At 67.4% G+C, this 12,013-nt stretch carries 11 protein-coding genes; 7 read left to right on the plus strand and 4 right to left on the minus strand.

From position 1 onward, the window contains the following. Nucleotides 1-68: 68 nt before the first annotated feature. A complete protein-coding gene (locus tag ASD42_RS19570; protein ID WP_056818643.1) occupies nt 69-713 on the plus strand; it encodes a LysE family translocator in 645 nt (214 codons plus the stop codon). A 36-nt stretch (nt 714-749) separates the two neighbouring features. Here ASD42_RS19570 and ASD42_RS19575 read toward each other — a convergent pair whose 3' ends face one another. Then, nucleotides 750-1,511, minus strand: coding sequence for a TetR/AcrR family transcriptional regulator (locus ASD42_RS19575; RefSeq protein WP_056818646.1), 762 nt, complete (start codon nt 1,509-1,511; stop codon nt 750-752). Nucleotides 1,512-1,713: 202 nt separating this feature from the next. Between ASD42_RS19575 and ASD42_RS19580 the strand changes: the two genes are divergently transcribed. From ASD42_RS19580 to ASD42_RS19590, 3 genes are read left to right on the plus strand one after another with little or no spacing between them, the layout of a single operon-like run. Then, entirely contained in the window at nt 1,714-3,642 is a 1,929-nt protein-coding gene (locus ASD42_RS19580; RefSeq protein WP_056818648.1) for a linalool dehydratase/isomerase domain-containing protein, read from the plus strand. Beyond that, a complete protein-coding gene (locus ASD42_RS19585) occupies nt 3,639-4,541 on the plus strand; it encodes an oxygenase MpaB family protein (protein WP_056818650.1) in 903 nt (300 codons plus the stop codon). Before ASD42_RS19580 ends, ASD42_RS19585 begins: the two co-directional genes overlap by 4 nt. 56 nt (nt 4,542-4,597) lie before the next feature. Beyond that, the gene (locus tag ASD42_RS19590; protein ID WP_200950477.1) at nt 4,598-5,287 is read left to right on the plus strand and encodes a trimeric intracellular cation channel family protein; all 690 of its coding nucleotides are present in this window, start codon (nt 4,598-4,600) and stop codon (nt 5,285-5,287) included. Nucleotides 5,288-5,321: 34 nt separating this feature from the next. On the opposite strand, the gene ASD42_RS19595 is transcribed toward ASD42_RS19590, so the two are convergent. Next, complete coding sequence (locus ASD42_RS19595; protein WP_056819310.1) at nt 5,322-6,488, minus strand: pyridoxal phosphate-dependent aminotransferase; 1,167 nt, start codon at nt 6,486-6,488, stop codon at nt 5,322-5,324. 173 nt (nt 6,489-6,661) lie between these two features. Here ASD42_RS19595 and ASD42_RS19600 point away from each other — a divergent pair, with 173 nt between their 5' ends. Next, nucleotides 6,662-6,874 carry a hypothetical protein gene (locus tag ASD42_RS19600; RefSeq protein ID WP_056818652.1) on the plus strand — a complete coding sequence of 71 codons (213 nt, stop codon included), beginning with the start codon at nt 6,662-6,664 and terminating at the stop codon, nt 6,872-6,874. A 101-nt stretch (nt 6,875-6,975) separates the two neighbouring features. Here ASD42_RS19600 and sigJ read toward each other — a convergent pair whose 3' ends face one another. After that, nucleotides 6,976-7,875 (minus strand): RNA polymerase sigma factor SigJ, encoded by a 900-nt coding sequence (gene sigJ, locus ASD42_RS19605; RefSeq protein ID WP_056818653.1) that lies wholly within the window; start codon nt 7,873-7,875, stop codon nt 6,976-6,978. Nucleotides 7,876-7,987: 112 nt separating this feature from the next. Between sigJ and ASD42_RS19610 the strand changes: the two genes are divergently transcribed. Continuing rightward, entirely contained in the window at nt 7,988-8,824 is an 837-nt protein-coding gene (locus tag ASD42_RS19610) for an SMP-30/gluconolactonase/LRE family protein (RefSeq protein ID WP_056818656.1), read from the plus strand. A 42-nt stretch (nt 8,825-8,866) separates the two neighbouring features. Then, entirely contained in the window at nt 8,867-9,478 is a 612-nt protein-coding gene (locus ASD42_RS19615; RefSeq protein ID WP_056818658.1) for a GNAT family N-acetyltransferase, read from the plus strand. Nucleotides 9,479-9,492: 14 nt separating this feature from the next. On the opposite strand, the gene hrpB is transcribed toward ASD42_RS19615, so the two are convergent. Continuing rightward, nucleotides 9,493-11,982: an ATP-dependent helicase HrpB gene (hrpB, locus tag ASD42_RS19620; RefSeq protein ID WP_056818660.1), complete on the minus strand. Its 2,490-nt coding sequence runs from the start codon at nt 11,980-11,982 to the stop codon at nt 9,493-9,495. Between the last annotated feature and the right edge of the window lie 31 nt (nt 11,983-12,013).

Below are 12,013 nucleotides of genomic sequence, written 5' to 3' on the forward strand. Positions count from 1 at the left end.
TGAGCACCGGTCCAGCGGGTGCCGACTGGACCGCGACAACTGGGACCTGACCAGGTAAAACTCAGTGCATGCTTCAGACAACGGCGGTTCTCGGGGTTGCGGCGGCGGCGCTCGGCATGGTGCTGACGCCGGGACCGAACATGATGTATCTGGTCTCGCGCACCGTCGCGCAGGGGCGTCGAGCGGGGATGATCTCGCTGCTGGGGGTCGCGGCGGGGTTCGGGGTCTATCTGATGGCGGCCGCGGCGGGGATCACGGCGGTGTTCGCGGTTGTTCCCGGGTTGTATCTGGCGGTGAAGCTGGCGGGGGCGGCCTACCTGCTGTGGCTGGCCTGGCAGGCGATCCGGCCGGGCGGGGTCTCGGTGTTCGCGCCCGCCGACCTGCCGCACGACCCCGCGCGGCGACTGTTCACGATGGGATTGGCCACCAACCTGCTCAACCCGAAGATCGCGATCATGTACATGGCGTTGATCCCCCAGTTCGTCGACCCCGCTCGCGGCGCCCTCTGGCTGCAGAGCCTGTCGCTGGGAGCGATCCAGATCACGGTGGCCCTCACGGTGAACGCCATGATCGTCCTCGGCGCCGCGGGCCTGGCCACCTTCCTCGCCGCGCGCCCGCTGTGGCTGCGCACCCAGCGCTACCTCATGGGCACCGCCCTCGGCGCCATCGCCGTGCTGCTCGCCACCGACAAGGCCCGTCCGGCCCCTGCCTGATCCAGGCCATGCCCGGCCCTCTGCGCGGCCGGGCCTTCATCCCGTTACCCCACGCATCGGGACTCGACCCTGATCACTCGCGGCATCGTAAGCCTGCGTTCTTATCCGGCGTATCGCATCAGTGCCCAACGTAACCAGAGTCGCCACAACTTGTTCTCGCGTCAGATCCAAGTCCCCTCGCAGCCACATCGCGACGACTTCGGTTGTGCCGACGACCAGTAGCTGCGCGATCAACCGAGCCTGCGGATCAGTGCCGTGGTCGCCGCCCAAGGATCGGAGTAACTGGTCGACGAATTCGGTGACCGCGTGATCTCGCGCATTGCGCAGTCCGCGATTCCCGGGTGCCTCCAAGTAGAGTTTCGCCATTCGCGGGTCATCGAAGGTAGCGAGTATGGCGTTGACGGCGCGGCGTAGCAGAGCGGCTCCGTCGTCCGCGTCGTCTCGATCGTCCTGGTGGGCGGCAATGGTGACGCGGACTTCGGCGAGAGCGTCGGCGAGTGTCTCACCGGAGAGAGCGTCGAGATTCTCATAGGTTTCGTAGAAGTGCCGCTTCGACACCGACGCGCGTTCGCACACTATTGAGACGCCCAACGACTCGATGCCCTTCTCGTGGACGATGTCCAGCACGGCCGAGGCCAGCCGCCCCTGACGAGTCCGCCGACGTTCTGCGGCGGTCACCCCCGCGTAGGGCCTGTCGTTCGACTCGTTCGATGCAGCCATCAGTCCATCGTGGCACGTCCGCGCCTCGACTCCCGACGATGGGAACTCTTGCCGCTCTTGACACAACTCGCGCCGCACCGCTAAATAGAAACTGTACCGTATCGGTTTCAGAAAGGTCTTCGATGTTGTGCTGCGCGATCCCGATACTGACCCTCACCTATGCCCTCACGCTGCTGCGAATGCTGGGCCGATTCACCGGTGCGCGGTCTGCGCAGGAGCCGACGATGCCACCCACGGCGCGGCGAACACTCACGGTGAACGGTCGGCTAGGAGCGGTGCTGTGAGTGCGACGCGCGCCGGCCGGACCGGCCGATGGGTGCCCGCCCGCCTGCTCCCTCGGGCGAGCCCCTTCATCCCGCGAGCGACCCGGCGGAAGCTGTCGGTCAGCGTGAGTATCTGTCTCGCGATCTGGGGTACAGGCGCGCTCCTGGCCGCTTTCGGGCCCTTCCACGCGCGCACCGCGGGGATGGCGTTGATGCTTCCCGGTGGCGGACATCTCGCCTCCGGACACATCTACCGCGCGATCTTCGCGCTCTCGGCTTTCCTGCTCTCCTTGCTGATCTGGTGGATGATCGGTGCGGTCATCGCTCCGATCATCGTGTGGCTCGGAATCCTCGTCGAGGCGACCCTGGGCCATTCCCACGTGCCGCTCTCCGTGGCGGGCGCGTGGGCGACCGCCGGTAGCGTTCCCGCGATACTCGGATCGAGCCTGGTCGTGTATTCGGTGCGCAGGTATCGACAGCGCGCTACCGCGCGCACGCTGAACCACGAGTTGGCATCAGTCCAGTTCTTCCGAACAGCGGTGCCGTCGACCACCGATCCCGCCGTCTCCGAGGCATCAGCGGACGATCTCGCTCACCTACGATTCGCGATCGACCTCGCCTTGCAGCCATTGGACGAATTCACCGGCTTCGATCGTCGCGACCAGTTCCGGGAAGCGGCCCTGCGATACCAACTGTGCATCCTGGGCTACGCGCTGTCCATGTACCGATACACCCATACGCCGGCGTTCTCCGGCTATCTCGATGAAGCACAGCAGAAGGCCATCGTGAAGATGGGCAACAAGCAGGTATGGGGCTACTGGGCCGCGGAGAACGCGTGGGGGCGATTCTCGCCGAACCGAGATCCGGTGAACAACCGCGACAATGTCATGCTGACCGGTTGGCAAGGGGTCGCGGTCGGGATGTACGAGAGCTTCGGCGACGACCGATTCTCCCGGCCGGGTGGACTGACCTACACATGGTCGGACACTCAGGAATTCCAGCACGATTTCCACACGCTGGCGGCATCGATCCATCGGAACTTTCGCCGCTCGCCGTTCACCCTCTTCTCCTGCGAACCTCGCTGGATCTATCCCGTGTGCAATACCTTCGGCGTGAATACGCTTGTACTCCACGATCGTCTACACGGCACCGAATACTTCCGAGAACTCGAAGAGGCGATCGATGGGGCTTTCGAAAACGAGTTCCAACGCCCCGACGGTCGGCTCATCGGAGTACGCAACGAGACCCTCGGACTCTCCTGGAATATCTGGGCGAGTGAAGGGGTCAGCCTGCCGACCACCTACTGGATGAACGCCTGCCTTCCCGCCCACGCGGAGCGCGCATGGTGGCTGCTGAAACGTGACTCCCTCGTCCACGACGGCGAACGCTATCTCCTACCGAAAACCGTAGCCAACAGATGCGACGTCGGTAATTACACCCTGGGAAGTGACGCGTTCGCCCAGACGTTCCTGTCGCTGGCCGCGCGAGAGATCGGCGACGACGAAGTGGCCGACAGCGCCTTCGCCTACGTCGACAGTATGCAGAAAGTCATTCGGCGAGACGGAGTCGCGCGATACGCCGGACTATCCACCCAGGGCAACCTGTACTCACTGCTGGCACGATTCGCGAGACCGGCCGCCAACCGCGATCTGATCGGAGCGGGCCTGCCCGCGCAGTGGCGCACCGGACCACGCCTCGCCGAGGCCGCCTATCCCGAGGTGTCGGTTTCCCGGGCCGTCACCGACGGACACGCACTGGACCTGATTCTCCGCCCGGGCGCCGGCCCGCTCCGCACCACTCTCGTGGTCGACCGGCTGATCTCGCATGGTGAATATCGGGTGCGAGGCGGCCTCGATCCGACGGTTACCGCCGACGACCGTGGATGTGCCCTTGTCTCGGTGGATCTCGAAGATCGCACCGTCCTGCGAATCGAGCCGACACGATGAGACTGCGCCCAGGTTCCAGCGTCATCCGCCGTATCCGCGGACTCGGCCTCAGCGACGGCGCCGACGAGATCACCCGGCTCTCACTCGTGGTGCTGCACGGCAACACCGCACTGACCTACGCGCTGTTCACCGTCGCGTTCATGGAGCAGGTGGCGGTTCCGACCATGGCCAGAACGCTCTACCGTCGCGGAACGGGCGACATCATGCAATCACCGACCGAACGCAACGCCGACACGCTGGTGTTCTTCGGTCAGCTGCTCGACCATGGTCCCGATAGCCCCATCGGTCGCGCGTGGATCAACCGACTCAACGATATTCACGCGCATTTCCCACTGCGCAACGAGGACTCGCTGTACACCTTGGCGACGCTGGCGCTCGATCCGCACCGCATCACTTCTCAACTCGGGCGCTCACCCTTTACCCGGAAAGAGCTGGAAGCACAGTGGCAATTCTGGCGAACCGTGGCTCGGCTACAGGGAATACAGCACATTCCCCGGTCCCGAAACGAACTCGAGCGATGGCGAATCTCGTATGAGACGCGCGAATTCGAACCGAGCTTCGAGGGACGCGAAGTCGCCCACTCACTCATCGACACCTTCGGCGAACAGATTCTGCCCCGACCTCTGCGCCGATACGCGATCGATCTGATCGCCGCGCTCTGCACGCCTCGACTCCGGGAGATCCACGACCTGCCCGAACCTTCGAGGCTTCTCGGCTACGCCCTACGGGCGGCGACGGTGACATACGCATTATCGAAGGGGCTTCGACCGGTCGACGTGGACAGGTCCTTCATCGAAGCCTTCGGCAGCCACAGCCGCGACCCCCACGATCCGTCTACAGTCGGCTACCGAAACCGGCGCCCACTCTCCTCCGACGACCGGCCCCTCGACGAAGCCTGACAGCTACCCGATGTGTCACGCTGCATCTCGAACAGTCGAGGCGGAAGGAGCGTGCCATGAGCGTCGGGGTGCTGATAACGACATTGGCGGCAGGACCTTCGGTCACGGAACTGGATTCTGCGGTGACCGCAGTGCATCGCGGCGGCGAGATGATGGGAGTGATCTCCTTCGCCGCGTCAGGAGCGCTGGTCGCCGTACGCAAACGCCTCGATCTGTTCGGGATGGTGGTGATGGCGTGCGCGACCGCGCTCGGCGGCGGCATCGTGCGTGACCTGTTGATCGGGCGAACTCCCCCGGCCGCGTTCACCGACCTCACCTATCTGTCCGCGTCGATACTGACCGCGCTGGTCCTGTACTTCATCGCGCCGTCGCGCCGTCTCACCAAGGGGCCGCTCGAAATCGCCGACGCGATCGGGCTCGGGCTGTTCTGCGTCACCGGGACCGTGATCGCCGACTCGGCGGGGCTCGGAGCACCCACCGCCGCCCTGCTCGGGATGACGACCGCCATCGGCGGCGGGGTGATTCGCGATGTGCTCAGTGGCGAGGTGCCCACCGTCCTACGCCCGGACCAAGACCTCTACGCGATCCCAGCCCTGTTCGGGGCTGCCGCTACCGCCGCGCTGCTGTCGTTCGACCTGTACCAAGCGTGGACGGGACTACTCGCCGCTGCGGGGGCGGTGGGGTTTCGGCTGCTGGCTCGGCACTATCAGTGGCATGCGCCGCTGGCTCGCCACGCGCGGGACTGACTCGCGTCGTCGGTGACGGGTCCGCGACCGAGGACTACCCGGTTCGGAGTCGGCGGATTCCTTCGTCGATCGTCTCGTCACGTTTGCTGAAGGTGAAGCGCACCAGGTGTTTCCAGTCGGCGGGGTGGTCGGCGAAGACGCTGACGGGCACGGCGGCGACGCCGAGTCGCGCCGGCAGTTCACGGCAGAACGCCAGTCCGTCCTCGGCGCCGAGCGGCCGGATATCGGCGCAGACGAAGTAGCCGCCGTCGCTGGCCGAGACCGTGAAACCGGTGTCGCGCAACGCCTCCGACAGCCGCGTTCGCTTGTCGCCCAGCCCGTCACGCTGGGCGAGTACCCAGTCCGATTCCTCGTTGATCGCGTGCGCGACTGCAGGCTGGAACGGCCCACCGCCGACGAAGGTGAGGAACTGTTTGGCCGCGAGTACACCGTCGAGCAATGGCGCGGGTGCGCACGCCCAACCGATCTTCCAGCCGGTGACATTGAAAGTCTTCGCCGCGCTGGACACCACGATAGTCCGCTCGCGCATACCGGGCAGCGTGGAGATGCTGATGTGCTCGGCGCCGTCGTAGACGAGATGCTCGTACACCTCGTCGGTCAGCACCAGCAGATCGTGTTCGACAGCCAGTTCGGCGATCGCGGTGAGGTCGGCTCGGTCGAGCACCGCACCGGTGGGGTTGTGCGGCGAATTGACCACCAGCATGCGGGTTTTCGGTGTGATCGCGGCCCGCAGACTGTCCAGGTCGAGCACGAATCGGTCGCCGTCGGGCACCAGTCGAGCCGTCCGTCGCCGCGCACCGGCGAGGGCGATCGCGGCGGCGTAGGAGTCGTAGTACGGCTCGATCAGCACCACCTCCTGGCCGGGCTCCACCAGACCGAGCACGGCGGCACTGATCGCCTCGGTCGCGCCGACGGTCACCAGGATTTCGGTGGCCGGGTCGTAGGCGGTGCCGTAGCGGCGGGCTCGGTCGTCCGCGATCGCCTGGCGCAGCACCGGCATTCCGCGGCCGGGCGGGTACTGATTGAGCCCGTCGGCGATGGCCGCGCGCGCGACGTCGAGCATGCCCACCGGCCCGTCGGTATCGGGAAAGCCTTGGCCCAGATTCACCGCGTCGTGGCGGACTGCCAGCTCGGTCATCTCGGCGAAGATGGTCGATCCGAAGGGGCGCAGGCGGGCGACGGTGGGCGGCACAGGCGGCATCTTCGCAGCGTATCCCACTAATCCATCACGTTGCCGAACGATAGCGAACACGCATGTTTCACAAACGTTTTCCCGTGTTGACCTGCACTATTGTGCGTTTCCCCAACCTCAGCTAGCCTCGCCGTGTTCTACCTCACACACCACTGCGTGGTGGTATATCGAAAGGGGCTCACATGGCCTCACCTCTGCTCGACTTCATCCTGCAACCGGCTGCGTCGGAGGTAGCCGGTTCGGCCCTGCGATTCATCCACGACCACGTCGCCAGTCCGATCGTCGACTGGTTCACGGGTTCGGCGACGCCGGACAACAACATGGGTTCCTCGACCGGGGACTTCAACCTCGGATCGTCTACCGGCGATCACAACTGGGGCTCCACCTACCCCTAACCCTCAGCGATGCGATGCGATGTAGTCCGCGTCGCGTGCAGATCAGCCCGGCGCTGTGAAGCGAACCGCTGACCCCCGCAGGCTTTTACGGCGCTGCGGGGTCAGCGGGGACGGGCGCCGGATAGTTTCACCACGTTGGCGAAATCGTAAGTCGCCCAAATTTTTCCGTCTCGTACCGAGAATCCGAGCACCCGCACCGGGCGCCCGAACGGTGAGTTCGGGTCGGTGAATACCAAGCCCGATTGCCCGTTCACCGCGGCCGCGGTCATGTCCAGGTCGGATTCTTCCTGGTGTTTGCGCCACAGGCCGAGTGCCAGCCGGGCGACCTTGTCCTGTCCGGCAACGATATTCAGTGCCGTCTCGGTGGTGCCGCCGGCATCGGCCGTGAAGGTCGTGTCCGGGTGCAGCGTGGCGGCGACCGCGGCGACATCGCCGGTGGCCAGCGCGGCCAGGAACCGTTGCACCGCCTGATCGTGCACCTCGTCGGTGACCGGTTCCGGCGCCCTCGCCACCGCGCCGCGCGCACGCACCGCCAACTGCCTCGCGGCATCGGCGGAGACGCCGAGGGTCTCGGCGATCTCGTCGAACGGCACGCCGAGTCCCTCGTGCAGCACCAACGCGACCCGCTGCTGCGGCGTCAACGCGTCGAGCACCACCATCGCCGCCATCCGGCTGTCCTGATCGCGGACCACGACATCCAGGGGATCCGAGGTGCGTGACGACATGGCCGCCGACACGATCGGCTCCGGAAGCCATTGCCCCACATAGGTTTCGCGGCGCACCGCGGCACTTCGCAAGTGGTCGAGGCAGATTCGGCTGACCACCGTCGTGAGCCAGGCGCGCAGATCGTCGATCTCGGACTGGTGCACCCCGGCCATGCGTAGCCAGCTCTCCTGGACCGCGTCCTCGGCGTCGCCGACGCTTCCGGTGAGCCGGTAGGCGACCGAAAGCAAGTGCGTTCGATGCGATTCGAACAGGTCTGCGAGAAACGGGGAAACCATCGAGGAAGATCCTACGGAGTACCCCACCGCGCCCGGCCTCACGGGTCGGACACCGGTGATTTCGCACACTTCATCTCGTCTGTACTACTACTGCCGACTACGGAGGACGCTGATGAGTACACCTGAGATCGTGCTGGAGGGAATCGTGTTCGGCGAGTCACCGCGCTGGCACGACGGACGACTGTGGTTCGCGGACTGGGGAGCGAACCAGGTGATCGTTCTCGACGACGATCACCGCCCAGAGGTCGTCGCCCAGGTTCCGTCGTTTCCGATGTGCATCGACTTTCTCCCCGATGGACGCTTGGTGATCGTCGACTCCGCCGCCAAGCGGCTGCTTCGGCGCGACCCCGACGGGTCGCTGGTGGCCTACGCCGACCTCTCGCCCGTGTCGGACAAGCCGTGGAACGACATCGTCATCGACGAGCGCGGCAATGCCTATGTCAACAGCATCGGCTTCGATTTCCCCGGCGGGGAGTTCGTGCCCGGCTTCATCGTGTGCGTCACGCCCACCGGTGCGGTGCGCCGCGTGGCCGACGGACTCGCGTTTCCGAACGGCATGGCGATCACTCCCGACGGTTCGACGCTGATCGTGGCCGAGTCCTACGCCGAGCAGCTCACCGCCTACGAGATCGCGGCCGACGGTGGGCTGAGCGATCGGCGCGTGTGGGCGGCGACCCCGGGCGATCATCCCGACGGCATCTGCCTCGATGCCGACGGTGAGATCTGGTACGCGGATGTGGGCAATCAGCATTGTGTCCGGGTCGGGGAAGGCGGCGAGGTGTCGGCGCAGGTCCGACTCGACCGTGGTGCGTTCTCGTGCACCCTCAGCCGAGGCGCGGATCCGCGGTTGTACGTCGTCGGACAGTCCTGGGGCGACGCCGAGGCGACCGGACCGACGGGACAGGTTGTCGCCTTTCCCGCGCCCGCGCCGGGCGCGGGCAGGCCGTGAAAATCCGGCGAGAATTTCGGCGCCGACTGTCAAGATGGCCGGATGTACGAGCACACGCTCACCGACGGCACCGTCTGGCTCACCCGTCCGACCGGGGCCGATATCGACCGCATCGTGGAGTGCTGTCAGGACCCTGACGTGCAGCGCTGGACCACTGTTCCCGTGCCGTATCAGCGCGGCGATACCGAGGAGTTCCTCGACCGCGTCGTCGCTCCCGGCTGGGCGGGCAATGCGCCGGTCTGGGCGATCCGGACCGCCGAGGACGGGCAGGTCGAGGGGATGGTCGGCCTGCACACGCGCGGGCCTGGCACCTGCGAGATCGGCTTCTGGCTCACCCCGGACCACCGCGGGCGCGGCCTGATGTCACGCACCATCACCCTGGTGTGCGATTTCGGTTTCGCCCCCGACGGTCTCGCGCTGGACCGGATCACCTGGCGCGCGATAGTCGGCAATATTCCTTCGGCCGCCGTCGTCCGCCGCAACGGCTTCCACTACGAAGGACTGGCCCGCTCGGGCGGGGTGCAGCGCGGCGCCCGGGTCGACGAGTGGCTCGCGGCCCGACTCCCCACCGACCCGGCCGAGCCGGCAGACGGGTGGCCGACTTCGGCGCCGTCACCACCGATACCCTCCTCGCCGCCCGAGCGACGCCACTGACCTGACGATCGAAGTCAGTTCGGGCGGGTGGCTCGGCGAGCGGTACCGCGGTGGGCGACGACGGTGGTGGGGTCTTCGGGCCAGGCGTGCTTGGGGTAGCGCCCGCGCAGGTCGGCGCGGACCTGGGGCCAGCCGTTCTTCCAGAAGGAGGCCAGGTCCGCGGTGACGGCGACGGGGCGCTGGGCCGGTGAGAGCAGGTGCAGCAGGATGGGGGCGCGGCCGTCGGCGAGGGTGGGCGGGTCGGTCCAGCCGAAGATCTCCTGGACTTTGACCGCGAGAACGGGCTGGTCGGTGGAGTAGTCGAGGCGGACTCGGCTGCCGGAAGGGACTTCCAGGCGTTCGGGGGCCAGCTCGTCGAGGCGGGCGGCGGTGGGCCACGGGAGCAGACGGCGTAGCGCGGCGCCCGCGTCGATGCGGGCGAGGTCGGAACGGCGTCGGGCAGTGGACAGTTCGGGGCCGAGCCAGGTGTCGAGGTCGGCGAGGAGCGTGTCGTCGTCGACAGCGGGCCATGGTGCGCCGAGGGTCCGGTGCAGGAAGTCCAGCCGTTGCCGCAGACCACGGGCGTCATCGCTCCACCGCAGCAGACCGAGACCTTCCGACTGAAGTCCTTGCCGCACAGCCTGTTCCACCAACGCGCGATCCGGCTGACGTATCACCTTCTCCGACAGGAGAATCGCGCCCAACCGCTCCACCCGGCGAGCCACCACCTCCCCGCCGTCCCATCGCACCTCATCGGCCACGACCACCAACCCAGGCGCCGCTTCCCGGGCGAGGTCTTCATCGGCTATGGCCGCCAAGCGAATTCGCCCCTCGGCTCGCCCCGGATCACGATCGGCGATGGCCACCGCGAGCCATTCCGCCGCCGCCAGACCGGAACCCGGCGGCAGTGTCACGGCGGTGCCGCCCGCCATGAGATAGGTCGACGACCCACTCGACCGCCGACGAGCCAACCGCTCCGGCTGCGCCAACGCGATCAACAGGGCCGCGACATCCGTTCCCGATCCACCACTCTCGTTCCCGACCTCGCCGGCACGATCGCTCGATGTGGTCGCGACGAGTCGCGTCAGGCGTTGGACTTCACGGGACCAACGCGGTAGGCGTTCGGTGCGGAGGGTGCGCAGGGCTGCCGTGGCGTCGACGGTGTGGGCGAGTGAGTCGTCGTCCATCAGGACCACCATTTCGGCGGCGGCTTTCGCGCCGACTCGGGCGGTGCCGTCGAGGAGGGCGCGGGCGAGGCGCGGGTGCAGGCCGAGGGCAGCCATGGCCTTACCGCGGGCGGTGATGTGGTCGGAATGATCGAGTGCGCCGAGTGCGTGCAGGACGGTTCGGGCCGCGGCGAGGCCGCCTTCCGGCGGGGCGTCCCACCAGGCGAGGCCGGTGCCGTCGGGTGTGCCCCAGCAGGCCAATTCCAGTGCGAGCCGGGTGAGTTCGGCGGTACGGATCTCCGGTTCGGGATAGGCGGGCAGGGTTTGGTGCTCGTATTCGGGCCAGCAGCGCCAGGCGTGGCCGGGAGCTTCGCGGCCCGCGCGGCCCGCGCGCTGTTCGGCGACCGCGGCCGAAACACGCACTGTCGCAAGGCCGGACAGGCCACGGCGGTGATCGACGCGGGAGACGCGGGACAGGCCGGAGTCGACGACCGCGCGCACGCCAGGGACGGTGAGGCTGGATTCGGCTACCGCGGTGGACAAGACGACGCGCCGCCGCGAGCCCGGCCGCAGCGCGAGGTCTTGGGCAGCGCCGGCGAGCCTGCCGTGCAGTGGGACCACATCGACCCCGTCGAGGTCACGCAGCAATCCCGCCGTCCGGTTGATCTCGCCGACGCCGGGCAGGAAAACCAGGATGTCACCGTCTGTTCCGGCCAGCGCGCCCCGCGTCGCCCGCGCCACCTGCCCCTCGATCCGCTCACGCGGCAGCGACGGCACGTACCCGATCTCCACGGGATACGCGCGCCCACGAACCTCGACCACCGGCGCGGGCTCCTCGTCCCCGCCGAGCAGGACCGCGAGCCGATCAGCCGCGACGGTCGCCGAAGTGGCGAGTACCCGCAGATCCGGCCGCAATCCCGACCGCGCGTCGAGCAACAGCGCCAACAACAGATCCGCGTCCAGATGCCGCTCGTGACACTCGTCGAGCACCACCGTCCCCACCCCGCCCAACTCCGGATCCTGCTGCAACCGCCGCACCAGCAACCCCGAGGTCACCACCTCGACCCGCGTCCGTGCCCCCACCTTCCGATCCCCCCGCACCGCGTACCCCACGGTCTCCCCCACCCGCTCCCCCAACAACGCCGCCATCCGCGCAGCCGCCGCCCGCGCCGCCAACCGCCGAGGCTCCGCCACCACGATGCGCCCCGACGACCCCGCCGCCAGCGCCAACGGCACCAACGTGGTCTTACCGGTACCCGGCGGCGCGACCAGCACCGCGACCCCGCGATCGGCCAACGTCGCGGTGATCCGCTCCAGCTCCGGTCGCACCGGAAGGTCGGGAAGTTCGGGAAGCTTCATCACCGACCAGTCTGCCGCTCCGCCGGCCCGG

It is taken from the genome of Nocardia sp. Root136 (genome assembly GCF_001427185.1).
Classification (GTDB): domain Bacteria; phylum Actinomycetota; class Actinomycetes; order Mycobacteriales; family Mycobacteriaceae; genus Nocardia; species Nocardia salmonicida.